This window comes from Salipiger bermudensis (assembly GCF_020171625.1).
Classification (GTDB): Bacteria; Pseudomonadota; Alphaproteobacteria; order Rhodobacterales; family Rhodobacteraceae; genus Salipiger; species Salipiger bermudensis_B.
Map to the genome: position 1 here is coordinate 90,012 of NZ_JAIUZY010000009.1, position 21,877 is coordinate 111,888.

The window sequence follows — 21,877 nt, forward strand, 5'->3', positions numbered from 1 at the left end:
TGCCTGTCCCGGGATCAGAGTTCGTCATCCCAGGCGCGCACCGGCGCGCCCCCGCGCTCACGCACGCCGTCAATATAGGCCTTCATGAAGTCGCGCGCCGGGGCGCCCTGCCCCTCCAGCCCGTCGGCCCATTCCTTGGCGATGTTGGGCATGGCGTTCGCCCAGGCCTCGCGGTCTGCCTCGCTCATCGGGGTGATCTCGACCGGGGTGGCCTGGCCCGCGCCTGCCTCGACCATCTTGTCCAGCGCGGCCTGGTGGCGTTCGTTCAGATCCTTGCCGTGGCTTTCGGTATAGTACTTTCCGGCCTCGATCATGGCAGTCTGCACCTCTTCGGGCAGGCCGTCCCAGCTATCGCGGTTGATTGCCACCGCGCCCGAGAAGGCAACGCCCATGTCCACATTGGTCACATGCGGCGCGACCTCGTAGATCTTGGCGGGCAGCACGCCCAAGGCAAGCGACAGCACGCCGTCGGACACGCCGGTCTGAATGTCGGTGTAGAAGCTGGTCAGCGACCCGTCCACCGCATTGGCCCCGGTGCCGCGCAGCCAGTTGCCCAGCACGCCCGGCGCCGACAGCTTCATACCATCCAGATCTGCGAACCCGGTGATCGGTTCCTTGGTATAGACGTCGTAGCTGTCGGTGCCGGTGAAGCCCAGGACCTTGAGGTTGTATTGCTCCCACTCATTGCGGAAGGCCTCGTTGGTCTCGAACAGCTCCTCCATCACGTCCAGTTGCAGCGAGGCATCGGCGGTGGTGAAGGGCGCGTAGGAGGACGCTTGGCTCATCGGCAGCTTGGCCGGCTCCAGCATCGAGAAGACCCAGCCCACGTCGGTGATCCCCTGTTCGACGGAATCCAGCGTGGCATTGGCCTTGTAGAGCGTGCCGCCGAAGGCTTCGTTCCACTCGATCTGGTAATTGCCGCCCTCGGCCAGGATCTCGTCCGTGCGGGCCATGAAGTGGGTCTTGATCATGCCCACCCAGGGGATCACCGTCGGGTGGCTGGAAGCCACGGTCAGGCTGATCGTTTCCTGCGCGAAGGCGGCGCCGGGCATGGCGAGCACCCCGACAAGAGCGGTGCGAAGCATCAGGTTCATTTGGGTTCTCCTCCCTTGGTGTTTGTCTTTTGTCTCATGGTTCTGGCCATCGGGTCAGATCAGCTCGAAGCGCTGGCTTGACATGTCCAGCCGCAGCGTGACCGAGCCTTCGTTGACCATCCACGGGCGCACACGGAAGTCCCGCGCGCCCGCCTTGTGCATCGGATCGCTTTCCGCGATCTGGATCGCCTCGGCCCGCGATGTGGCGCGCACGACGACCAAGCCCTCGCCTTCCCAGCTTTGTTCGTCATCGGTCCACATGGGACCGGCCGAGTAGAGGATCCCGTCGGCTTCAAGCTGCACCTGGAATTCCAGGTGCCGGTCAAGATGCTCGAAGACCGGGCCCATGCCGTTCACCGGCGTCGTGAAGATCGCGTAGAGCTGCCTTTGCAGCATCTGCTTGCTGGCCTCCTTCACGTCCGATGCCGGTACGGATCTCAGTATCTCTGTCATGTCTCCCCCCCTTTTGGCTGATCCGGTGGCGCGGCTAGCCGGCCTTGGACCGACGCAGTTCGTCGCGGATTTCAGCACCGTGTTCGTCCAGCACCGGCGGTGCCAGCACATCGGTTTCGGGCGCGCCGTCAAAGTTGTAGGGCGGGCGCACGGTGGTGAAGGTGCCCAGCTCGCTGCTTGGCACGCTGACCTTGATGCCCAGGTGCTGCGCCTGCGGATCCTCCAGCGCCTCGCCGGCTTCGTAGGCGGGCGAATGCGGCACCTCGTTCGCGTTCAGCGCCGCGCACCATTCGTCGCGGGTTTTGCTGGCGAAGACCGGCGTGAAGATCGCAATCAAGTCGTCCTGGTGCCGGATGCGCTGCAGCCGTTCGGCAAAGCGAGGGTCGTCCTTCAACTGCTCCTGCCCGGTAGCGGCCAACAGCCCGTCCCAGAACTTTTCGGGGCTGGAGAGATGGAAGGCGATCCATTTCCCGTCGCCGCACTGGAAGGTATAGCTTTGCGACACGGTCGGACGCGACAACGGGCCCATCACCTCGCCCACGGAATAATAGTGGGTGAAGCTGTCCAGGTTGAAATGGCACATGGCTTCCAGCATCGAGATGTCGATGCGCCGCCCCTGCCCGCCCCTCTCGCGTTCGAACAGCGCCGCGATACAGGCCATGGCCGCATATTGGCCGGTGACCGCATCGGCGATGGCAGGACCGATCACGCGCGGGTTTTCCGGCGGGGTCAGCAGCCGCAGATAGCCGCTGGCGGCCTGGGCGACCGAATCGAACACCGGGCGGTCACGGGCGGGCCCGGTGGCCCCCAGCCCCGAGATGGCGCAGTAGACCAGCCGCGGGTTGATCGCTCGCAGTTCCGCCTCGCCTGCGCCCAGCCTCTCGGCCACGCCGGGGCGGAAGTTCTGGATGAAGATGTCGGCGCTGGCGACCAAGTCATGGAAGACGGCCAAGTCGTCGGCCTGCTTGGTGTCCAGCGCGATCGACCGTTTGTTGCGGTTGTAGGTCTGGTAATGCGGCGAATAGAGGCCACCCTTGAACGCCCGGAACGGATCGCCGGTGCCGGGGCGTTCGACCTTGATCACATCCGCGCCCAAGTCGGCCAAGTGCATCCCGCAGGCCGGTCCGGTGATGTATGTGCCCAGTTCGACGACGCGCACACCCTTGAGAATCTTGACCATGCCGATCAGCCCCCATGCTTGGACGACACCGGGCCGTCATAGGTGATGCCCTTGTCGGCGACGTTGGACATGATGAACCCGATCGAGCGCAGACTTTCCTCGTAAAGATGCGCCGACAGCCCCGCCGCGCGGGCCAGAAGCGGCACCGCCTTGACCGCCTGCAGCGGAAAGCCCGCGTCCAGGATCGTCGCCGGGATGGCGCCGGAGACGTTGATCGGCAGCGGCCGACCGGTGATCTCGGGGGCGTACTTGCCCAGGATGCGCAGCGTCTCGACATACCGGCCGCTGTTGCCGATCTCGTCCGACAGGGCCAGCAGCACGTTCGCGCGGGGGTCGCCCTCGCTGTGCTGGCCGTGGCCCAGACCCGGCACTTTCTTTTTGGCGGCGACAAGGTCGTTCAAGCTGGCGATGGCGGCGGTTTCCACATCGGTACCGTCTGCCGCGGTGCGGTCCAGCACCTGCTGCAGGAACTGGGCGGCGGCCTCGGACGATCCAGCGACCACGCTGCCCATGCCCAGAAGCCCCGCCGACATGGCGCCTTGCCAGGCGTCGGGCCCTGCGGCCAGCGTCATCCGCGCCGCCTGGACCGACGGCACCAGCCCATGTTCGGCGATCGCCACAAGGCAGGCATCCATCATCCGGCGCTGCGTGGCACTGGGCCTCTCGCCCAGCACCAGAAGCCAGAAGTAATCGGTGAAATCGATCTTGCCGATCAGGTCGTCACACAGATCCTGACCCCGGATCGTGATGCTGTGGGCGTCGGAGGTCGAGATCGACGTGAAGTTTTGATCCTGCTTGCCGATGCGCATTACGTAATCCTTTTTCGCATACCGAAATATTTTGCTCTTGCCGAAAGACTACGGGCCAGCTTAGGGTCACGTCAAGCAGGATTGTTGCGGCGCCATGGATCGCCGCGCAACGAACTGAAAGGGAGGGCGTGATGCGCGATATGAACCAGTTCAAGATCACCGAAGCCGTCAAGGACAGCTTCAAGACCGAACCGGGCAGCCGATTCGAACAGCTGCTTCACGGGCTGATCGAGCATCTGCACGACTACACCCGCGAAAACAGCATCACCCATGACGAATGGATGCGCGTGCTGATGTTCCTGTATGACTGCGGGAAAATCTCGACCCCCGAAAGGCACGAATTCATCCTGCTTTCCGACGTGCTGGGCTTTTCCGCGCTGGTCGACATGATCAACACCCGGGGCGGCGCCACCGAGGGCTCGAACCTAGGGCCCTTCTACCTGGACAACGCGCCGGTCAAGAAGCTGGGGGCCGATCTGGCTGAGGGGCGCGAGGGCGTCACCGTGCTGGTCCATGGCAAGGTGACCGACATCCTGCACAAGCCCCTGCCCGGCGCGGTGATCGACACCTGGCAGGCCGATGGCGCGGGCACCTATCCGATCCAGGAACAGGAGCACGGCCAGGACAAGATGGACCTGCGCGGCAAGTTCACCTGCGACAACCAGGGCCGGTACTTCTACACCACCGTGCTGCCCAAGCCCTATACCGTGCCCTACGACGGCCCCGTCGGCGAGCTGCTGCGCGCCGGCAACCGCCACGCCTGGCGCGCCGCGCATCTGCATTACATTGTCTCGGCCCCCGGCATGTCGGCCATCACCACCGAGGTCTTCTTCGAGAACACCGAATACATCGACAACGACGCGGTCTTCGGTGTGCGAAAATCGCTCATCGCCAAGTTGCAGCCCGTCCGCAAGGCCGACCAGTTCGACTATGAGCTTGACGTCAAGCCGGATGCGGTCTTCGAGTTCGACTTCGTTCTCGCACCGGAAGGCTGATTTCCTTGACCGATCCCGCCGACAAACCCAGCGAATTCGTCGACAGCCTGGCCAAGGGGCTGGCCATCCTCGACGGCTTCGACAGCGCCCATCCCGAGATGACACTGACCGAGGTCGCGCAGCTGGCCAACCTGTCTCCCGCCGCGGCACGTCGCAGCCTGATCACGCTGGAGCACCTGGGCTACATCGGACGGACCGGCAAGCGGTTCCACCTGACGCCCAAGATCCTGACACTGGGCTCGGCCTTCTACGCCTCGACCCGGATCGAGGAGGTGCTGCAACCGGAACTGCGCGGCCTGATCGACAGGTTCGGCGATGCCTCGTCGATCGGAACGCTGGACGGGCATGACGTGATCTATGTCGCCCATCTTTCGGTCCAGCGAGCGCGGCGGGCGCAGGCCAATGTCGGCGCACGCTACCCGGCCTTCGCCACCTCGATGGGGCGGGTGCTGGTCGCAGGCCTGCCGCAGGCCGACCGTATGGCCTGGCTGGCCAGCCTCCGGCCCGATCCGCTGACGTCGAAGACCTGCGTGGACCCCTGCCACCTGGGCGAACAGATCGAGGAGGTGCGCGCCAACGGCTATGCCACCACCGTCGACCAGCTGGACTATGGCATCACCGCCATCGCCGTGCCGATCCGCGATGCCGAGGGGCGCACGGTCGCGGCGCTGAACAGCTCGGGCTACACCGGGCTGGTCACCCCCGAAATTCTAGTCGCCGAACGCCTGCCCGAGCTGCGCGCGACGGCCTCGCATATCTCGGCCCAGCTGACACGCTACCCGGTCCTCGGATCGGTCTTGGCGGCTGGCCTCAGCCCTTAATTCGGGCCCCGGCCCCGGCCTTCTTGGAAGGCAGGGCAATCGCGTTTGGCTTGATCGGCTGCCAGTCCAGTGAAAATGCTGGGCAGGAAGGCTTCGTCCCAGCCTGCGCGCTGGAGCTTCATGGCGATAACTATGAATAGCCCCGCGTTTGTTAGACGCCTTCTTGTCTCAGTTTCTGCTGCCGCTCGAACTCGACAGGTGACAGCATTCGGTTCCGCACGTGCTTGCGCTTTGGATTGTAGAACATCTCGATGTAGTCGAACACGTCCCGCCGTGCTTCTTGGCGGGTCCGGTAGGTGCGGCGCCTGATCCTCTCGCGCTTGAGGAGGTTGAAGAAGCTCTCGGGCGAGACCTTGTCCGCCATTGGTCCGAGGACAATGGTCGAGCGCGTTGTCGTGGCAATTGCCGCGTCGGCTCATGGAATGCTCGAGGTCGTGGGCTTTTAGGAGTGAGCGGGTGAGCGCCACAGGTCCGAGCGCCCCCGCGAACGCCCAGTCCATGCTTGTGAACTGGCTGCCCTGATCCGAGTGGATCAGCACCTCAGCCTTCGGCTTCCTTCGCCATGTGGCCATGAGCAGAGCTTGGAGCACGACGTCGGTCGTCTGGCGTGACCGCATGCACCATCCGACCACCCGCCGAGAAAACAGGTCGATTACGACCGCGAGGTAAGCGAAGCCCTCCTGCGTCCGTATGTAGGTGATATCGGTCACCCAGACTCTGTCCGGAGCCTCCACGTCGAACTGCCGATCCAAGGTTTTGTCGACCACGAGCGAGGGTTTGCCGCCATACTTCCCGGGGCGGCGCTTGTAGCCGATCTGTGCCGTGGTCCCAGCCAGCCTGGTCAGGTGGGCAACGCGGTTCAGACAAGCGCTTTCGCCCAGATCGAGAAGATCGTTGTGAAGCTTGCCCCTCTCGGGACATTGCTGCGCAATGCCCTGCCGGGCAGTGGGTGCCCATAGACCTTGCCGCTTTCGACCCAGGCCTCCTTCAGCAGTTCGGTCTGGCGAGCGTCTTCCTGAGCGCGCTTGCTGAGCGGCGCCTTCACCCACGCATAAAAGCCGCTCGGTTGGATGCGCAGACACCGGCACATCGCCCTAACAGAGAACTGCCCGCGATGCTCGGCCACGAACGCCGTCGCCATTGGGCTCGAACCAATGGCGCCCCAATGGCTCCACTCACTTTGCATCCCTGGCGAAATACGCGTCGTCATTGTCGCTCGGACCCATGGCGCTCCCAATGACGACCCTTTTTTAGGATGTCACGCTCCTCCGAGACCCGCGCCAGCGCCTTCTTCAGGCGCCGGATCTCGGCGTCCTTCTCCGCCTCTCCCGAGGACGCTTTCGCGAACTTCTTCTTCCAAGCGTAGAGCGAATACGCGCTGCCCCCCAAACGCTCCGACACTTCCCTGACCGGGTAGCCCCGCTCGGTGATCTGCGCGACCGCGTCCTGCTTGAACTCATCGCTGAACTTGCTGCTGCTCATCATGGCCTCCTTGCCTCAAAATTAGCGAAGAAGGCGTCCACGATACACGGGGCTATTCGGTCGGTTACCCCGCGAACCCCCGGCGCACCCAGGGTGAACTCTGGAACATGGTTCGCCACCAGTGCCGCGAACAGGCCGTCATCGGCCTCTACTACGACGAATGCCAGCACGCCTTCACGTCTGGCAAAACGTCCAACGAGAAGCTCCTCGACCGCTTCAAGGCGCTGATGAAGGAGCCGGAATGGCCATTGATGCTCATCTTGTCAGGCGTCCCGGTCTTGGCCAAGCATGTGAACTCTGAAGAGCAGATCGCCCTTCTCCTCTCCCATATCCATTTCGATGAGATCCACTTGGGCAAGTTTGCCGATCCGACAAAGGATCCGGACATGCTCGAACTGAACAAGCTCGTCTACACCTATGCCGAACGCGCCGATATCGATGTCGAAGAGCTTGTTGATGTCGATTCTCTGCAGCGCCTCGATTTTGCCTGCGCTTCCAGATGGGGACTCGTCATCGAGCTGCTGATCCGCGCCTTTGGCTTGTGCAGACTTCGCAGCCAGAAGAGCGCCACGGTCAAAATGTTCTCCGAGGCCTACGCCCAGAACTCCCGCCTGCCTCAGGGCATGTGCCCCTTCACCGCACCCGGCTATCGCGACATGATCGACGGCGACAAACTCATGAGAATGGTGCTGGACGACTAGCGGCAGGCCAATATCGGTATGGACGTTTCAGGGCTCACATTGCGGGCCCTTTTTTGGCCGCAGCCGTGCATGCTTATGTGTCAACTGTGCATGCTTATGCCTTGCAGGGAAGAGCACCCCATGGCAAGCCTCTGAGATACATATGATAATTATGCCTTATGCAGCCACCGAATCATTTGGGTGTGCAAGCTTATGGTGCATTGGCACTCCCGCCGCGCGCGCCCCAGCTTGTCGCCGGCATCGTCAAGGAGACCAGAATGCAGCTGCCCGCCCCGATTGCCGCCCTCACCCGCCATCTGGAGGCGATGACCCTGCTCGGCATCGTCGTGGTCGCCGGGGCGATCTGGAGCTTCGTGGCGCTGGCCGCCGAGATGATCGAGGGCGACCTGCACGCCTTCGACGAGGCGGTGCTGCTGGCGTTGCGCTCTCCCGGGGACCTCGCCAACCCGATCGGGGGGCCGCAGCTCGAGGTGGCGATGCGCGATCTGACCGCCCTGGGCGGCGTCACCATCCTGACGCTGATGACCGGGGCGGTGCTGGTCTACCTGATCCTGCGCGGTGCGCGCGCCTCGGCGCTTTTCGTGCTCTGCGCCGTGCTGGGCGGCCAGCTGCTGTCGCATTTCGCCAAGTTCGCCTTCTCGCGTCCTCGCCCCGATCTGGTGCCGCACGGGGTCGACGTGGCGACCGCCTCGTTCCCGTCCGGGCATTCGATGATGGCGGCGGTCACCTACCTGACGCTTGCGGTGATGCTGGCCCGCACCGAGACGCAGCATCGGATCCGGGTCTTCCTGATCGTCCTTGCCGCGCTGCTGGCGGTGCTTGTCGGCACCAGCCGGGTCTATCTCGGGGTGCACTGGCCCTCGGACGTGCTGGCCGGATGGTGTCTTGGCGCCGCCTGGGCCTTTGGCGTGGCGCTGCTGGCGCACTGGCTGGCGCGGCGCGGGCGGATCGAGCCCGAGGTCGGGCCGGACGGCGAGGTCCCGCCCCGGTGACGGGGCGCACCTCACTCGCATCATATCCCGAACCGGTGACGCGCTGCGCCTTAACAGCGCCCTCCAGACATTAAAAAACCGCGCCCGGAGCCCCGGGCGCGGTTTGAATGTCTCGAAAGCTCAGTCCGCTCAGGCGGCCAGGGCACCCTTGGCCTGATCCACGATCGCGCCGAAGGCTTCGGGCTCGTGAACGGCGAGGTCTGCGAGGACCTTGCGGTCGACCTCGATGCCGGCCTTGGTCAGACCGTTGATGAACTTCGAGTAGGTCAGAGCCTCGTCATGGGCGCGGACGGCTGCGTTGATACGCTGGATCCACAGGGCGCGGAAGTTGCGCTTGCGGTTCTTGCGGTCGCGGGTCGCGTACTGGTTCGCCTTGTCGACGGCCTGTGCGGCAACCTTGAAGGTGTTCTTGCGACGACCGTAGTAGCCTTTCGCCTGATCGAGAACCTTCTTGTGACGGGCGTGGGTGACGGTACCACCTTTGACTCGTGCCATGTGTCTAGCCTCCTATCAGCGGTCGTAGGGCATGTAGCCCTTGACGATTTTCGCGTCGGGTGCCGACAGCGTGGTGGTGCCGCGAGCGTCGCGGATGAACTTCGTGGTGCGTTTGATCATGCCGTGGCGCTTGCCGGCCTGACCTGCGACGACCTTGCCGGTCGCAGTTACCTTGAAGCGCTTCTTGGCGCTCGATTTTGTCTTCATCTTGGGCATTTCCGTCTCCTTGACGTTCTGCGGTGAACGCGCGACTCGGCATGCCACTGAGGGCCGGACACGCGGTAAGAGGCGCCCTCATAGGCGCGACGGGGCTTCGATGCAAGCGGGAATCATGGGGATGCAAGGCCCGCGGCCTCCGTCCGCGGCGGCTATCGCACAAGATCGGCGATGACGCCATAGAGGGCATCGGGCACGTCGCGCGGCGCGTAGCCGCCCGGCTGGCGGCCATTGCCGAGCAGCAGGACCGCCAGCGCTGCCGCCGACATAGGGGCGGCGGCTGTCGGCATAGGCCGAGCACAGCGCAAGCACGGCGCAGGAGGCCACAAACAGGCCGAGCACAAGCAGCTGATCCGGGGTCATGCGGCGCAGCCTAGCATGGCCTCCGGGCGCTGTCGTGCGGCCATCGGGTCTTTCGCCCCCGGAACGATAAAGGCCCCCGCGTCTTGCGACGCGAGGGCCCGCGATTGGCCATGTGTCCGGATCACTCGGGATCGGTGGAGTAGATCAGCCGCTCGTCGCAGGGCGCGACGCGCAGGATGTTGGTGGTGCCGGGCATGTTGAACGGCACGCCGGCGGTGACCACGATCTGGTCCTCGGAACCGGCATAGCCCTGCGCCCGCGCGGCGCGCGCGGCGTTCACCACCGCCTGCTTGAAGCGCTCGAGCTCGCCGGTCATGACGCAGTTTACGCCCCAGGTCAGGGACAGGCGGCGGGCGGTGCCACGCAGCGAGGTCATGGCGATGATCGGCACCCGCGGACGCTCACGCGCCACCTTGGTCACCGTGGTGCCCGAGGAGGTGAAGCAGCAGATCACCTTGATGTTGGCCGACTCGGCAATCTCGCGCGCGGCGGCGACGATGCCGTCAGCCACGCCGGTCTTCTTGATGTTGCGGCTCGCCTCGATGACCTCGGTGTAGGTGGTATCATTCTCGACGCTCACGGCGACGTTGTTCATCGTCGTCACCGCCTCGACCGGGTACTGCCCGGCGGCGGATTCCGCCGACAGCATGATCGCGTCGGAGCCCTCGTAGATCGCGGTGGCCACGTCGGAGACCTCGGCGCGGGTGGGCATCGGGCTCTCGATCATCGATTCGAGCATCTGGGTGGCCACGATCACCGGCTTGCCGGCGGCGCGGCACTTGCGGATCAGGCGCTTCTGGATCGGCGGCACCGCCTGCACCGGCAGCTCGACGCCAAGATCCCCGCGCGCCACCATGATGCCGTCCGAGGCCTCGAGGATCTCGTCGAAGCTCTTCACCGCGGAGGGCTTCTCGATTTTCGACAGGATCGCGGCGCGTCCGTCGCAGAGCTTGCGCGCCTCTTCGACGTCTTCGGGGCGCTGCACGAAGCTCAGCGCCAGCCAGTCGACGCCGAGCGCCGCGGCGAATTCCAGATCCTTGCGATCCTTCTCCGATAGCGCCGCCAGCGGCAGCACCACGTCGGGCACGTTGACGCCCTTGCGGTTGGAGATCGTGCCGCCCGCCTCGACGGTGCAGTTGGCGAAATCCTCGCCGCACTCTTCGACCCGCAGGCGGATCTTGCCGTCATTGACCAGCAGGTGCGACCCGACGCTGAGCGCCTGGAAGATTTCCGGGTGCGGCAGGCAGACCCGGCTCCGGGTGCCCGGGGCCTTGTCGAGGTCGAGGCGGAAGCTCTCGCCCCACTCTAGCTCTTCCTCGCCGTTCTCGAACTCGCCGACGCGGAGCTTCGGCCCCTGCAGGTCGGCCAGGATGGCGATCGGGCTGTCGAGATCCTTCTCGACCTGCCGGATGGCGCGGTGCAGCTTGGTGATGTCCTCGTGGGTGCCGTGGCTCATGTTGAGACGAAACACGTCTGCCCCGGCTTCGTGCAGGGTGCGGATCATCTCGTAGGTGTTGCTCGCCGGGCCAAGCGTGGCCACGATCTTCACTTTGCGCAAACGTCTCATATTCCGTCTCCCCTGCGGCGGTGCCGCCAATTGTTCTGCCTTAACCAGTTACCGCTAACGCTTTCTCACCCGCGGTATTGCGCAATTCCATTCATGGCGCAACTGCTCTAAACGGACCGTTGCGAACGAGGCAACCGCCATGGCTTACACTCCATACCAGATCGAGGGAGAGGCTCGGAAAGGGCGCTTTCTGGTCACCTGCGATCATGCGACCAATACCGTGCCGCCCGACCTGGGGGGAACCCTTGGTCTGCCCGAGGCCGACATGGCGCGCCATATTGCCTATGACGTGGGCGCCCTGGGAACGGCGCGCGCGCTGGCCGAGGCGCTCGACGCGCCCTTGGTCTGGGCGAATTTCTCGCGGCTGGTGATCGACCCGAACCGCGGCGAGGACGACCCGACCCTGTTGATGCGGCTCTATGATGGCTCGATCATCCCCGGCAACCGCCACGCCGATGCCGAAGAGAAGGCGCGCCGGCTCAACGCCTATTACCGCCCCTACCACGCCGCGCTCGAGCTTCTGGCGGCGGCGCGCGACGAGGTGGCGATCGTGTCGGTGCACTCCTTCACCCGACAACTGCGTGGCCGCGCGACCCGGCCCTGGCACGTGGGCATTCTTCACGCTTGGGACGCGCGGCTCTCCGACCCGCTGATTGCACGGCTTGCGCAGGAACCCGACCTGACGGTGGGGCGCAACCAGCCCTACCCCGGCCACCTGCCCGGCGATGCCATCGACCAGCACGCGCTCCGTCACGGGCGGGTCAACACGCTGATCGAGCTGCGCAACGACCTGATCGAGACCGAGGCGCAGCAACGCCACTGGGGCGCCCGACTCGCGCCGCATCTGCAGGCCGCCCTCGACGCCGTGCCCGAGTGACCCCATATCCGGGCAAGCGCCCACCCCAGGACGACACCATGATGACGACGGAGGATCCGATGGACGACCAAACCCGAATCGAGCTCGAGGCCGCCGCCTTCCGCCGGCTGCGCAAGCACCTGATGGAAGACCGGAAGGACGTGCAGAACATCGACCTGATGAATCTCGCCGGCTTCTGCCGCAACTGCCTGTCGCGCTGGTATCAGGAAGCTGCCGCAGAGCGCGGCATCGAGATGGACAAGGAAGACGCGCGCGAGATTTTCTACGGGATGCCTTACGACGACTGGAAGCAGATGCACCAGACGCCGGCGGATGACAGCAAAAAGGCCGCCTTCGAGACGGCCTTTGAGGAGAATGTCGGCAAGAAGAGCTGAGTCGCCGGGCGGGGCCAAGCAGTCTCGCCCACGACATGAAGCAGATCGGGCGCGGGCCAGTGGTCCGCGCCTTTCTCTTTGGCGCTCTTAGAGGTCGTTATCGCGTGCGCGCAGCTGCCGGGCGCGGGTCAGGATGGCGTCCTCGACCGCGCGCATGGTGGCGCCGTCGACGGGACCGGAACGGGTCATCAGCGCGACGTTGAGAGAGCGCGCGTCGAGCGCCGGGTCGGAGACGTAGATCGTCGCGCGGTAGGCGGTGCCGCCGCCCGGCGGGGTGCCGTAGCCGGTGGTGATGACGCCGGTGAAGGGATCGACCGAGTCGACCGGAAGGAAGTCCAGCACGTCGAGCGAGGCATTCCAGATGTAGCGGTTCACCGCGCCGACCTTGCCGGCATCCTCGCGCGCACCGAAAATGTCCCAGATGGTGGAATCGGGTTTGCCGTCGCTGCCGTAGATCTCCTGCTCGATGATCTCCTGCGAGGTCTGGGCGTTGCCCGGCGGCACGTTGCGCGTGTCGGATCCCTGTCCGTCGAACCAGCCGCAGCCGGACAGCAGAAGCAGCCCGCCCGTGAAGATGGCACCCGTCGCCGTGCGCATAAATCTCATCTGCTCAAGCTCCTGCCCGTCTCGTCATTGCGCCCCTGCATACTCGGGCACCGGGCGCGCGACAAGCCGGGAATGCCGGAGATACCAGAGGCCACGGGAGAGGCGGGTCGGGCCACCCGGGAACGTTGTGGCAATTGCGCATCACTGATTTGCTTGTTGCCCGAGCCGTCCAGCGCGGAGTTGCAAACGCACGGTCCGAGGGCGCATAGAAAGCCCATCAAGGCCGGGCTACCCGGATTGGTACGTGCCTTACGAACACATGAGGGAAACAATGAAAAGCATTCTGTTTGCTACCACCGCGCTGGTTGCAACCGCAGGCGTCGCCTCGGCAGAAATCGCCCTGACCGGTAACGCCGAAATGGGTATCTACGCTCCGGTGGACGTCGACGTCGACGGCGATCGCGAAATGGGCGACACCCAGTTCTTCACCGACATGGACATCCGTTTCACCCTGTCCGGCGAAGCTGACAACGGCCTGACCTTCGGCGCAACCATCGACCTCGATGAAGCCGCTGACAACAACAACCCCGGCCGTTTCGAAAACCCGAACCAGCAGGGCGGTGAAGCGATCTTCATCTCCTACGGCGGCGCGACCTTCACCATGGGTGACACCGACGGCGCTCTCGACGCTCGCGTGCCGGAAATGGCGCTCGCAGCTGGCTCGCTGAACGACGACGAAACCATCCACCTCGGCTTCAACCACGGCGACGGTCTCAGCGACTCCGACGGCGACGGCTTCACCACCGTTATCGAAGACGGCGTTGGCCTCTCGCTCGACGGCTTCGGCGACGGTCAGGTTGCTCGTATCGACTACGCCTACGACGCGTTCACCTTCTCCGCATCGATGGAGCAGGTTGCAGACGGCGCAGACGTTGAGGACCTCGGCGACACCATCTGGGGCATCGGCGTGGCATACTCCGGCCAGCTGTCGACCATCGACCTGACCGTCGGTCTCGGCTACCAGACCCTCGACGAGTACGCAGACGTGACCTCGGTCGGCGCAACCGGTGGCTTCGGCAACGGCTTCTCCGCCGGCCTGACCTACACCGACATGTCCATCGACGGTGGCGACGACATCGAGCACTGGGGCGTTGGCTTCGGCTACGAGATGAACGCAATCGCAGTCGGCATGAACTACGGTGAGTACACCCAGGACGACGACAAGCTGTCCGGCTTCGGTCTGGCCGCGTCCTACGACCTCGGTGGCGGTCTGTCCGCTCGCCTCGGCTACGGCTACTCGGACATCGATCCGGACGGCGCGTCGAGCGACGACTACGACACCTACTCGCTGGGTCTCAGCATGAACTTCTAATCTCCTCTGAGATTAGGATAAGGAAAGAGCGGGCATTTGCCCGCTCTTTTCTTTTTGTCCGACCGAAAGGTGCCCGCCATGCTGCCGCTCTCTGCCGACACCAAGGCCCGGTTGATGAAACAGGCCGCCAGCGACATGGCGCAAGGGCGTCTGGCCGAGGCTCGGAGCGCCTTGCAACAGCTCGCCCTCGCCGATCCCAAGCGGGCCGATATCCCCTACCAGCTGTCGCGCATCGCCTTCGAGCTGGGGGACCGCGAAACCTGCCTGGCCGAGCTGCGCAAGGCGGTGGCGCTCGCCCCGGACAATCCACAGCTCACCCGCCAGGCCGCCGAGCGCTTCCGCCATCTCGGCGCCAGCGACGAGGCGCTCGCCGCCTACGACCGGCTGATCGCCGCCCCCGGCAACAGCCTTGGCGCACGAGCCGACAAGGCGCATTACCTTCAGCATCTCGGGCGCTTCGACGAGGCCGAGACGATCTTTCGCAAGCTGCTGAAGCAGCACCCGAACGAGGCGCAGCTCTACCGAATCTTCCTCGGTGGCAAGAAGCTCGCCAAGGGCGATCCGCTGCTGCCGGCGATGGAGAAGCTCTGGGCTCGTAAGGACCTGCCCGAGCCCGCCCGCATCCAGCTTGGCTATGCCCTCGGCAAGGCGCTGGACGAAACCGGCCAGCCCGAGAAGGGCTTTGCTTGCGTCGCCCGCGCCAATGCGCTGCAGCGCAAGGCCGCCCCCTTCGACAACGCCGCACAGGATCGCGAGTTCGCCACCGTGCGCGCCGCGCAGGACGCCCTCCCCCCGCAGTCCGCGACCGCCAGTGACCTCGCCCCGCGCCCCGTCTTCGTGACCGGGATGCCGCGCTCGGGCACAACGCTGGTCGAGCGCATCCTCGCAGCCCACAGCGAGGTGAGTGCGGGCAACGAACTGGGGCTGGCGCTGAAGCTGGCCTACGGGATCTTCGGGGCCGGCGAGCAGATGCGCCCGATCACCGAGACCGCAAAGCTCGACGCCTTCGCGCGGCGCTACACCACGCTGGCCCGGCGCGACGTGCCCGGCGACAGCCCGGTGATCACCGACAAGTCGATTCTCTCCTACCTGATCGTCGGCCTGCTGCACCGCGCCCTGCCGCAGGCGCGCTTCGTCGTCGTGCAGCGCGATCCGCGCGACATCGCGCTGTCGATCTACAAGAACTACTTCAACACCGGCAGCCACCGCTACGGCAACGACCTCGCTGACATCGCCCATGCCATCAAGCGCTTCCGCGGCTTTGTCGCGCATTGGAAACAGGCGCTGCCCGGCGTGGTGCACGAGATCCGCTACGAGGACCTGGTCGCCGACCCCGAACCGCAGTCGCGGGCATTGATCGCGGCGGCGGGGCTTGACTGGCAGGAGGCCTGCCTCGATTTCCACAAGAACACGAGCGGCGCCGTGAAGACCCTCAGCGTCAGCCAGGCGCGCCAGCCGATCTATACCGGCTCGGCGCAGGCCTGGACGAAACACGAGCGCGAGTTGCAACCCTTCATCAAGGCGTGGGGAGACGAACCATGGGACTGACCGACATCCGCGAGCGCGTGGCCAAGGCCGAGAAACAGGCCGGGCGGCCCGAGAGATCGGTAGAGCTGATCGCGGTGAGCAAAGTGCAACCGATCGAGCGCGTCGAGGCGGTGCTCGAGCAGGGCCACCGGGTCTACGGCGAGAACAAGGTGCAGGAGGCGCAGGGCAAGTGGCCGGCGCTGAAGGAGCGGTTCGACGGCATCGACGTGCACCTGATCGGGCCGCTGCAGACCAACAAGGCGCGGCAGGCGATGGAGCTGTTCACGGCGATCCACGCGGTCGACCGCCCGAAGCTCGCCAACACGCTGGCGCGGCTGGCGCAGGAGATGGGTCATTGCCCGGATCTCTTCGTGCAGGTCAACACCGGCGAGGAGCCGCAGAAGGCGGGGATCCTTCCAGCCGATGCGGATGCCTTCATCAAGGAGGTGCGCGGGCTCGACCTGCCGCTCAAGGGGCTGATGTGCATCCCCCCCGTCGAGGAGACCCCATCGCTGCATTTCTCCCTGCTGGCCAAGATCGCCGAGCGCAACGGGCTCGAGGGGCTGTCGATGGGAATGTCCTCGGATTTCGAGCAGGCGATCTCGCTCGGGGCGACTCACGTGCGGGTCGGCTCGGCGATCTTCGGGGAACGCGACTACGGGTGAAGGGTAGCGGGGGCGTTCGCCGCCTGGGGATGCCGCCGCGCATCGCCGGACCGCGGGGCGGCGATCCAAGGCTCTGAACCTCTCGATTTATCCCGGCCAAGTCCGAAAGAGCTCGACACTTCGCCTTGGCGTCACCAAATCGCCGGCCCGGGGGGCGGTCCGGCGATGCGCGGTGGCCTGCGGCCTTGATTCCGCGCCGCACTGTATGACCACCCGCGAGCGCCCAACCTCTCCACCATCCCCGCCCCGATCCCCCTTCCCCGCGTCACCCCGTCTTGCGCCCGCCGGCGGACGGGGCTAGGCCTTCGACCATGCGGATCATCCGGGATTACCAGTATGTCGAGCCCCAGGACCGGGGCGCCAGCGTGGCCATCGGGAACTTCGATGGCGTGCATCGCGGCCACCAGGCAGTGATCGGCCTCGCGCGCGCGGCGGGCGGCGATGCGCCGCTCGGTGTGCTCACCTTCGAGCCGCACCCGCGCGAGTATTTCGCGCCCGAGTCGGCCCCCTTCCGGCTGATGTCGGCCAAGGCGCGTGCCTCGCGGCTTGAGAAGCTCGGCATCGATCGGCTTTACGAGATCAACTTCAACGCCGCCCTCGCCGCGCTCACCCCCGAGGAGTTTGCCCGCAAGGTGATCAAGGACGGGCTGGGCCTCAAGCACGTGGTCGTGGGCGCCGATTTCTGTTTCGGCAACAAGCGCGCCGGCACCGTCGATGACCTCAGGCGCTTCGGCAAGGAGATGGGCTTCGGCGTCACCGTGGCCCCGATCCTCGAACACGAAGGCGGGCAGGTCAGCTCCACCGCCATCCGGGAGGCGCTCAGCGAGGGCCGCCCGCGCGACGCCGCCGCCCAGCTCGGGCACTGGCACCGCATCGAGGGCACGGTGATCGGCGGCGAGCAGCGCGGTCGCGAGCTGGGCTATCCCACCACCAACATGTCGATCGACGGGCTGCACCCGCCGAAGCTCGGCGTCTATGCGGTTCTGGTCGAGGTGCTCACCGGCGAGCACAAGGGCCAGTACCACGGCGCCGCCTCGATCGGCGTGCGCCCGATGTTCGGCGAGAACCGCCCGAATCTCGAGACCTTCATCTTCGACTTCAAGGGCGACCTCTACGGCGCCACGCTCTCCATTGGCCTAGTCGAGTACCTGCGCCCGGAGCAGAAGTTCGACAGCCTCGAAGCGCTGATCGAGCAGATGGATGCCGATTGCATCCGCGCCCGCGACATTCTGGAGACCCTATGAGCGATCCCATCGACCGCAGCGGCCTTGCGCCGCGCTTCTGGGAGACCAAGGCGCTGAAGGACCTCTCCCCTCGCGAATGGGAGGCGCTGTGCGACGGCTGCGGCAAATGCTGCCTGAACAAGCTCGAGGACGAGGAGACCGGCGAGGTCGCGCTCACCGATGTCGCCTGCCGCCTGTTCGACGACGGCACCTGCCGCTGCGCCCAATACCCGATCCGGCACCAATTCGTGCCGGAATGCATCGTTCTCAAACCCTCGAATATCGACGAACACGCCTACTGGATGCCCCAGACCTGCGCCTATCGCCTGCTCTGGGCCGGCGAGCCCCTGTTCGACTGGCACCCGCTGATCTCGGGCGACCCCGAGACCGTGCATCAGGCCGGCGTGTCGATGCGTGACAGCACCGTGCCCGAATTCGAGATCGACGAGGACGACTGGGAAGACCACATCATCGAGGAGCCCGTCTGATGTTCTTTGCCTCCGACAATTCCGGCCCGGTCCCGCCGCAGGTGCTCGAGGCGCTCGCCCGCGCCAACGAGGGCCACGTCGCCGGCTACGGCGCCGACGAGCTGACCCTGTCCGTGGCGCAGCGGCTGCGCGACCTCTTCGAGGCGCCCGAGGCCGCGGTCTACCTCGTCCCCACAGGCACCGCCGCCAACGTGCTGTCGCTGGCCTGCCTCTGCCCGCCCTTCGCCACGGTGTTCTGCTCGCCGACCGCGCATATCCACGAAGACGAGTGCAACGCGCCCGAGTTCTTCACCGGCGGTGCCAAGCTCACGCTGGTGGGCGACAGCGACCGAATGACGCCGGAGACCCTGCGCGCTGCCATCGAGGGCGAGGAGACGCGCGGCGTGCACGGCCCCAAGCGCGGGCCGGTCTCGATCACCCAGATCACCGAACGTGGCAACGTCTATTCCATGGACGAACTGCACGCCCTGACCTCGGTAGCGAAGGAGTACGGCCTGCCGGTGCATCTCGACGGCGCGCGCTTCGCCAATGCCGCCGTGAAGCTCGGCGTCACCCCCGCCGAGATGAGCTGGAAAGCCGGCGTCGACATCTGTGTCTTCGGTGGCACCAAGAACGGCTTGATGGGCGTCGAGGCGGTTCTCATCTTCGACTCGGAGAAAGCGGAAGAGTTCGAATACCGCCGCAAGCGCGGGTCGCTGCTGTTCTCCAAGCACCGCTATCTCGCGGCGCAGATGGACGCCTACCTCTCCGACGACCTCTGGCACGACCTTGCCGGCCGCGCCAACGCGCGCTGCGACCAGCTGGTGCAGGGGCTGCAGGGCGCCGGGCTGCGCGTTCTCAACGAGACGCACGGCAACATGGTGTTCTTCGAGATGTCGCGCGGGGCGCACAAGGCGGTGATGGCGCAGGGCGCCGATTATCACCTCTTCGACACGCCCGAAGGCCCCGATGACGAAACCGCCGTGGCGCGCCTCGTCTGCGACTGGTCGCTGAGCCCCGAGCAGGTGGCGCAGTTCCTCGACCTAGTGCGCGCGACGGCCTGAGCCGAGACAAGCCCCGACATGCAAAGAGGCGGCACGGGCCGCCTCTCACAAACATCGATCACCGGCACGGGGACCACGCCCCGCCCGGCTCAGTTCATCTGGAAATGCAGCGCGTAGCTGCCATCCTTGAACGCCCCGAACAGATCGGGGATGTCGGGATGGTCCACCGGCTCGCCGGAGTAATCCGCGACCAGATTCTGTTCCGAGACATAGGCCACGTAGAAGCTCTGATCGTTCTCGGCCAGCAGGTGGTAGAACGGCTGATCCTTCACCGGACGGGCGTCCTCGGGAATCGCTTCGTACCACTCCTCGGTGTTGCTGAACTCGGGATCGACATCGAACACCACGCCGCGAAACGGGTGCTTGCGATGCCGGACGACCTGGCCCAGATGATATTTGGCGCGCTGTGTGTGCATAAAGACCTCTTGGTCCGAGTTTTGACATTTTCGTGGCAAGTTGTCCAACTTCACCGGCATTTATCGCGGAAACACTGTGTGAACACCGGTCACACAGTGGTCACGTTCCGCGATCGAGGGGGCCTCCCTCTCCCGGGCGCGACGGATCGGCGTGACGGCGCCGCACCGCGCGTCGAGCGGAATTGTGATTCCCACCCGGCTGTTGATCGGCTAAACTGGAGGGAGGCAAGAACCATAAAACCAAACAAAAAGCGAGAGGCAGATGAGCAGATGGCTTCGCGCGTTGGTGATCGTATTGTTGGCCGCCTCCTGCGGGGGCGGTGGCAGCGGGCGGTCGCCCAATAACCTCGAGGATGCCTGCGCGATCCTCAAGGAGCGCCCACATTACACCCGCGCATTCCGCGCCGCAGAGCGCAAATGGGGCGTGCCCGTGCACGTCCAGATGGCCACGATCTACCAGGAAAGCAAGTTCAAGTCCGACGCCCGGACCCCGTTCCGCTATTCCCTGGGGGTGATCCCCTACGGCCGGCAGAGCTCGGCCTTTGGCTACAGCCAGGCGCTGGACGGCACCTGGGACGAGTATCTCGAAGCCACCGGCACGCGTCGCGCCCGTCGCGACGACATCCGCGATGCCACCGACTTCATGGGCTGGTACATGGCCGAGACCGCACGCAGCCTCGGCATCAGCATGCGCGACGCCCGCAACCAGTACCTCGCCTACCACGAGGGGCGCGGCGGCTTCAAACGCGGCACCTACAACAACAAGGCGTGGCTCCTGCGGGTCGCCGACGATGTCGGCAACCGCGCCGTTGTCTACGAGGTCCAGCTCGCGAACTGCCGCGCGGCGCGCTGAGCGCCACGCGGCCTCCGGGCGCGCTTAGCGGACCCGGTTCACGTCAAACACGCTGTTGGGCAGGCTGGTCTTTTCGAGCCCGCCCAACACCACCGTGGTGGTGCTGCCATTGCCGTCGCGGATCACCCACTGGCGCAGCTCCACCGGGTTGCCGGTGAACTTCATCTGGATCGAGCCGTATTCCGGCCGTTTCGGATCCTGCGCGGTGACGATGGTGGCGGTGCCATCATACTGATGCCCGGTCACCATTCCCGCCTGCCCGAGGTTGACGTTGCGGTCGAGGATGATCGACAGCGGCGTCTGGTTGAGCGGATAGGTTTCGGGCTGACCGCCAACCTTCTTGTCAAAGACATAGACCGCGCCGGACCACGCCAGCACCAGCGCCTGCTCCGGCGGGTTGTACTCGAATCGCACCTTGCCCGGGCGCTTGATGAGGATCTTGCCGGTCGAGATCGACCCGTCGCTGTTGATCTGGGTGAACGGGCTCTCGGCCGACTGGATCGAATTGAGGTAATTCGACAGCGTGTTCAGCGAGAGCTTCTGTGCCGCCGCCGGAAGGGCGGTCAGCATCAGCGCGGTCAGCGCGGCGGTGAAAATTCGGAGCATATGTGTGTCCTTCGTCCTGCTCGGGTCTTTCGATGACATGGCATGTCGGGCGCGGTTAAGCGATAGCAGCGGGTCTTCAACCTGATATCAGCAGCCAGAGACTGCCGATCAAGGCCGCTCCGGCGCCGGTCAGCGCCACGGCCATGAGAATCCCGTCATTCAGCGTGATCGCGAGTCCAAGAAGTGCAATGGCCAGCATCGGCACCAGCGCCGCGAACGGCACCAGCTCGAGCGGCGGCACGCTGAGGCACAGGATCGCCACCAGCACCACAGCCGCCTTCTGGGCTGGTGGGCGCGTCAGTGCCTTCAGGCGCGGGCCGAAGATCCGGTCCAGCCGATCCGCCCAAGGCCGCAGCCGGGTGATGGCCTTGCGCAGACGGTCCTCGTCGACCGCGCGGTCTCGGACCATCTTCGGCAGCCAGATATGGCGGTCGCCGACGAGGCTCTGAACCGCGATCAGGAACAGCGCCACCGCGAAGAGGCTCGGCACCACCGGGATCGCCCCCAGCGGCGAGATCACCAGAAGCGCCGGCACGAAAAGGAGCGGGCCGACACCGCGGTCCCCGATATCCGACACCACGTCGTCGACCGACACCTCGCGCTCGCGCTCGGCGCGGCGGCTCAAGGTGTCGAGCAACGCATTGACGGACTGGTCTGACGGCATGGTGGCGCTCTCCCTTCGGCCCCTACCAACGCCTCACCCCCCGCTGCGTTCCCAC

25 protein-coding genes and 1 pseudogene are annotated in these 21,877 nt (G+C 65.4%); 13 read left to right on the top strand and 13 right to left on the bottom strand.

All coding sequences use genetic code 11. The features are described from left to right. Nucleotides 1–14: 14 nt before the first annotated feature. Genes LCM15_RS16205 through LCM15_RS16220 form a run of 4 tightly spaced genes read right to left on the bottom strand, consistent with a single transcriptional unit; the run spans nucleotide 15 to nucleotide 3,536 of the window. A complete protein-coding gene (locus LCM15_RS16205; RefSeq protein WP_224858235.1) occupies nucleotides 15–1,094 on the bottom strand; it encodes a C4-dicarboxylate TRAP transporter substrate-binding protein in 1,080 nt (359 codons plus the stop codon). Nucleotides 1,095–1,148: 54 nt separating this feature from the next. After that, on the bottom strand, nucleotides 1,149–1,547 hold the full coding sequence (locus tag LCM15_RS16210) for a YciI family protein (protein ID WP_224858237.1): 399 nt from the start codon (nucleotides 1,545–1,547) through the stop codon (nucleotides 1,149–1,151). 34 nt (nucleotides 1,548–1,581) lie between these two features. Then, nucleotides 1,582–2,727 (bottom strand): CaiB/BaiF CoA transferase family protein, encoded by a 1,146-nt coding sequence (locus LCM15_RS16215; RefSeq protein ID WP_224858239.1) that lies wholly within the window; start codon nucleotides 2,725–2,727, stop codon nucleotides 1,582–1,584. Nucleotides 2,728–2,732: 5 nt separating this feature from the next. Then, nucleotides 2,733–3,536 carry a citryl-CoA lyase gene (locus LCM15_RS16220; RefSeq protein WP_224858241.1) on the bottom strand — a complete coding sequence of 268 codons (804 nt, stop codon included), beginning with the start codon at nucleotides 3,534–3,536 and terminating at the stop codon, nucleotides 2,733–2,735. Between the two features lie 131 nt (nucleotides 3,537–3,667). Between LCM15_RS16220 and LCM15_RS16225 the strand changes: the two genes are divergently transcribed. Together LCM15_RS16225 and LCM15_RS16230 are read left to right on the top strand one after the other, a co-directional pair. Then, nucleotides 3,668–4,531: a dioxygenase gene (locus tag LCM15_RS16225; RefSeq protein ID WP_224858243.1), complete on the top strand. Its 864-nt coding sequence runs from the start codon at nucleotides 3,668–3,670 to the stop codon at nucleotides 4,529–4,531. A gap of 5 nt (nucleotides 4,532–4,536) precedes the next feature. Then, entirely contained in the window at nucleotides 4,537–5,352 is an 816-nt protein-coding gene (locus LCM15_RS16230; RefSeq protein ID WP_224858245.1) for an IclR family transcriptional regulator C-terminal domain-containing protein, read from the top strand. A 151-nt stretch (nucleotides 5,353–5,503) separates the two neighbouring features. Here the strand turns inward: LCM15_RS16230 and LCM15_RS16235 are convergent. Beyond that, nucleotides 5,504–6,834, bottom strand: a pseudogene (locus LCM15_RS16235) (IS3 family transposase). Between the two features lie 107 nt (nucleotides 6,835–6,941). On the opposite strand from LCM15_RS16235, the gene LCM15_RS16240 reads away from it, so the two are divergent. Continuing rightward, nucleotides 6,942–7,535: a hypothetical protein gene (locus LCM15_RS16240; RefSeq protein ID WP_224858247.1), complete on the top strand. Its 594-nt coding sequence runs from the start codon at nucleotides 6,942–6,944 to the stop codon at nucleotides 7,533–7,535. Between the two features lie 257 nt (nucleotides 7,536–7,792). After that, nucleotides 7,793–8,527, top strand: a complete 735-nt coding sequence (locus LCM15_RS16245) for a phosphatase PAP2 family protein (RefSeq protein WP_224858249.1) — start codon at nucleotides 7,793–7,795, stop codon at nucleotides 8,525–8,527. 129 nt (nucleotides 8,528–8,656) lie between these two features. Here LCM15_RS16245 and rplT read toward each other — a convergent pair whose 3' ends face one another. From rplT to pyk, 4 genes are all read right to left on the bottom strand, one after another. Continuing rightward, nucleotides 8,657–9,022 (bottom strand): 50S ribosomal protein L20, encoded by a 366-nt coding sequence (gene rplT / locus LCM15_RS16250; RefSeq protein ID WP_007796779.1) that lies wholly within the window; start codon nucleotides 9,020–9,022, stop codon nucleotides 8,657–8,659. 15 nt (nucleotides 9,023–9,037) lie between these two features. Continuing rightward, the gene (gene rpmI / locus LCM15_RS16255) at nucleotides 9,038–9,238 is read right to left on the bottom strand and encodes a 50S ribosomal protein L35 (protein ID WP_009504408.1); all 201 of its coding nucleotides are present in this window, start codon (nucleotides 9,236–9,238) and stop codon (nucleotides 9,038–9,040) included. 152 nt (nucleotides 9,239–9,390) lie between these two features. Further along, nucleotides 9,391–9,528, bottom strand: coding sequence for a hypothetical protein (locus LCM15_RS16260; RefSeq protein ID WP_224858251.1), 138 nt, complete (start codon nucleotides 9,526–9,528; stop codon nucleotides 9,391–9,393). A gap of 194 nt (nucleotides 9,529–9,722) precedes the next feature. Continuing rightward, nucleotides 9,723–11,168 carry a pyruvate kinase gene (gene pyk, locus LCM15_RS16265; protein WP_224858253.1) on the bottom strand — a complete coding sequence of 482 codons (1,446 nt, stop codon included), beginning with the start codon at nucleotides 11,166–11,168 and terminating at the stop codon, nucleotides 9,723–9,725. A gap of 139 nt (nucleotides 11,169–11,307) precedes the next feature. Here pyk and LCM15_RS16270 point away from each other — a divergent pair, with 139 nt between their 5' ends. Beyond that, nucleotides 11,308–12,045 (top strand): N-formylglutamate amidohydrolase, encoded by a 738-nt coding sequence (locus tag LCM15_RS16270; RefSeq protein WP_224858255.1) that lies wholly within the window; start codon nucleotides 11,308–11,310, stop codon nucleotides 12,043–12,045. A gap of 59 nt (nucleotides 12,046–12,104) precedes the next feature. Beyond that, nucleotides 12,105–12,419 (top strand): DUF1244 domain-containing protein, encoded by a 315-nt coding sequence (locus LCM15_RS16275; protein ID WP_224858421.1) that lies wholly within the window; start codon nucleotides 12,105–12,107, stop codon nucleotides 12,417–12,419. 87 nt (nucleotides 12,420–12,506) lie between these two features. Here the strand turns inward: LCM15_RS16275 and LCM15_RS16280 are convergent, their stop codons facing one another. Then, the gene (locus LCM15_RS16280) at nucleotides 12,507–13,025 is read right to left on the bottom strand and encodes a DUF3576 domain-containing protein (RefSeq protein ID WP_412103297.1); all 519 of its coding nucleotides are present in this window, start codon (nucleotides 13,023–13,025) and stop codon (nucleotides 12,507–12,509) included. A 271-nt stretch (nucleotides 13,026–13,296) separates the two neighbouring features. Here LCM15_RS16280 and LCM15_RS16285 point away from each other — a divergent pair, with 271 nt between their 5' ends. From LCM15_RS16285 to LCM15_RS16310, 6 genes are all read left to right on the top strand, one after another. After that, nucleotides 13,297–14,337, top strand: a complete 1,041-nt coding sequence (locus LCM15_RS16285; RefSeq protein WP_224858257.1) for a porin — start codon at nucleotides 13,297–13,299, stop codon at nucleotides 14,335–14,337. A 78-nt stretch (nucleotides 14,338–14,415) separates the two neighbouring features. Further along, complete coding sequence (locus LCM15_RS16290) at nucleotides 14,416–15,885, top strand: sulfotransferase family protein (protein ID WP_224858259.1); 1,470 nt, start codon at nucleotides 14,416–14,418, stop codon at nucleotides 15,883–15,885. Next, nucleotides 15,876–16,529: a YggS family pyridoxal phosphate-dependent enzyme gene (locus LCM15_RS16295; protein WP_224858261.1), complete on the top strand. Its 654-nt coding sequence runs from the start codon at nucleotides 15,876–15,878 to the stop codon at nucleotides 16,527–16,529. Before LCM15_RS16290 ends, LCM15_RS16295 begins: the two co-directional genes overlap by 10 nt. 311 nt (nucleotides 16,530–16,840) lie before the next feature. Next, complete coding sequence (locus LCM15_RS16300) at nucleotides 16,841–17,773, top strand: bifunctional riboflavin kinase/FAD synthetase (RefSeq protein ID WP_224858263.1); 933 nt, start codon at nucleotides 16,841–16,843, stop codon at nucleotides 17,771–17,773. Next, nucleotides 17,770–18,240: a YcgN family cysteine cluster protein gene (locus LCM15_RS16305; protein WP_224858265.1), complete on the top strand. Its 471-nt coding sequence runs from the start codon at nucleotides 17,770–17,772 to the stop codon at nucleotides 18,238–18,240. The genes LCM15_RS16300 and LCM15_RS16305 overlap by 4 nt, the downstream gene beginning before the upstream one ends. Further along, nucleotides 18,240–19,283: a threonine aldolase family protein gene (locus LCM15_RS16310; protein ID WP_224858267.1), complete on the top strand. Its 1,044-nt coding sequence runs from the start codon at nucleotides 18,240–18,242 to the stop codon at nucleotides 19,281–19,283. Before LCM15_RS16305 ends, LCM15_RS16310 begins: the two co-directional genes overlap by 1 nt. Before the next feature lie 89 nt (nucleotides 19,284–19,372). Here the strand turns inward: LCM15_RS16310 and hspQ are convergent, their stop codons facing one another. Further along, entirely contained in the window at nucleotides 19,373–19,699 is a 327-nt protein-coding gene (gene hspQ / locus LCM15_RS16315) for a heat shock protein HspQ (protein ID WP_224858269.1), read from the bottom strand. A 262-nt stretch (nucleotides 19,700–19,961) separates the two neighbouring features. On the opposite strand from hspQ, the gene LCM15_RS16320 reads away from it, so the two are divergent. Then, nucleotides 19,962–20,552 carry a transglycosylase SLT domain-containing protein gene (locus LCM15_RS16320; RefSeq protein ID WP_224858272.1) on the top strand — a complete coding sequence of 197 codons (591 nt, stop codon included), beginning with the start codon at nucleotides 19,962–19,964 and terminating at the stop codon, nucleotides 20,550–20,552. Nucleotides 20,553–20,576: 24 nt separating this feature from the next. On the opposite strand, the gene LCM15_RS16325 is transcribed toward LCM15_RS16320, so the two are convergent. Next, nucleotides 20,577–21,158 carry a LolA family protein gene (locus LCM15_RS16325; RefSeq protein WP_224858274.1) on the bottom strand — a complete coding sequence of 194 codons (582 nt, stop codon included), beginning with the start codon at nucleotides 21,156–21,158 and terminating at the stop codon, nucleotides 20,577–20,579. A 76-nt stretch (nucleotides 21,159–21,234) separates the two neighbouring features. Beyond that, a complete protein-coding gene (locus LCM15_RS16330) occupies nucleotides 21,235–21,822 on the bottom strand; it encodes an exopolysaccharide biosynthesis protein (RefSeq protein WP_224858276.1) in 588 nt (195 codons plus the stop codon). Nucleotides 21,823–21,877 lie beyond the last annotated feature (55 nt).

Coding starts and splice junctions, on each gene's coding strand:
- LCM15_RS16205 (WP_224858235.1), bottom strand. CDS start 1,094: ATGAACCTGATGCTTCGCACCGCTCTTGTCGGGGTGCTCGCCATGCCC.
- LCM15_RS16210 (WP_224858237.1), bottom strand. CDS start 1,547: ATGACAGAGATACTGAGATCCGTACCGGCATCGGACGTGAAGGAGGCC.
- LCM15_RS16215 (WP_224858239.1), bottom strand. CDS start 2,727: ATGGTCAAGATTCTCAAGGGTGTGCGCGTCGTCGAACTGGGCACATAC.
- LCM15_RS16220 (WP_224858241.1), bottom strand. CDS start 3,536: ATGCGCATCGGCAAGCAGGATCAAAACTTCACGTCGATCTCGACCTCC.
- LCM15_RS16225 (WP_224858243.1), top strand. CDS start 3,668: ATGCGCGATATGAACCAGTTCAAGATCACCGAAGCCGTCAAGGACAGC.
- LCM15_RS16240 (WP_224858247.1), top strand. CDS start 6,942: ATGGTTCGCCACCAGTGCCGCGAACAGGCCGTCATCGGCCTCTACTAC.
- LCM15_RS16245 (WP_224858249.1), top strand. CDS start 7,793: ATGCAGCTGCCCGCCCCGATTGCCGCCCTCACCCGCCATCTGGAGGCG.
- rplT (WP_007796779.1), bottom strand. CDS start 9,022: ATGGCACGAGTCAAAGGTGGTACCGTCACCCACGCCCGTCACAAGAAG.
- rpmI (WP_009504408.1), bottom strand. CDS start 9,238: ATGCCCAAGATGAAGACAAAATCGAGCGCCAAGAAGCGCTTCAAGGTA.
- LCM15_RS16260 (WP_224858251.1), bottom strand. CDS start 9,528: ATGCCGACAGCCGCCGCCCCTATGTCGGCGGCAGCGCTGGCGGTCCTG.
- pyk (WP_224858253.1), bottom strand. CDS start 11,168: ATGAGACGTTTGCGCAAAGTGAAGATCGTGGCCACGCTTGGCCCGGCG.
- LCM15_RS16270 (WP_224858255.1), top strand. CDS start 11,308: ATGGCTTACACTCCATACCAGATCGAGGGAGAGGCTCGGAAAGGGCGC.
- LCM15_RS16275 (WP_224858421.1), top strand. CDS start 12,105: ATGGACGACCAAACCCGAATCGAGCTCGAGGCCGCCGCCTTCCGCCGG.
- LCM15_RS16280 (WP_412103297.1), bottom strand. CDS start 13,025: ATGAGATTTATGCGCACGGCGACGGGTGCCATCTTCACGGGCGGGCTG.
- LCM15_RS16285 (WP_224858257.1), top strand. CDS start 13,297: ATGAAAAGCATTCTGTTTGCTACCACCGCGCTGGTTGCAACCGCAGGC.
- LCM15_RS16290 (WP_224858259.1), top strand. CDS start 14,416: ATGCTGCCGCTCTCTGCCGACACCAAGGCCCGGTTGATGAAACAGGCC.
- LCM15_RS16295 (WP_224858261.1), top strand. CDS start 15,876: ATGGGACTGACCGACATCCGCGAGCGCGTGGCCAAGGCCGAGAAACAG.
- LCM15_RS16300 (WP_224858263.1), top strand. CDS start 16,841: ATGCGGATCATCCGGGATTACCAGTATGTCGAGCCCCAGGACCGGGGC.
- LCM15_RS16305 (WP_224858265.1), top strand. CDS start 17,770: ATGAGCGATCCCATCGACCGCAGCGGCCTTGCGCCGCGCTTCTGGGAG.
- LCM15_RS16310 (WP_224858267.1), top strand. CDS start 18,240: ATGTTCTTTGCCTCCGACAATTCCGGCCCGGTCCCGCCGCAGGTGCTC.
- hspQ (WP_224858269.1), bottom strand. CDS start 19,699: ATGCACACACAGCGCGCCAAATATCATCTGGGCCAGGTCGTCCGGCAT.
- LCM15_RS16320 (WP_224858272.1), top strand. CDS start 19,962: ATGAGCAGATGGCTTCGCGCGTTGGTGATCGTATTGTTGGCCGCCTCC.
- LCM15_RS16325 (WP_224858274.1), bottom strand. CDS start 21,158: ATGCTCCGAATTTTCACCGCCGCGCTGACCGCGCTGATGCTGACCGCC.
- LCM15_RS16330 (WP_224858276.1), bottom strand. CDS start 21,822: ATGCCGTCAGACCAGTCCGTCAATGCGTTGCTCGACACCTTGAGCCGC.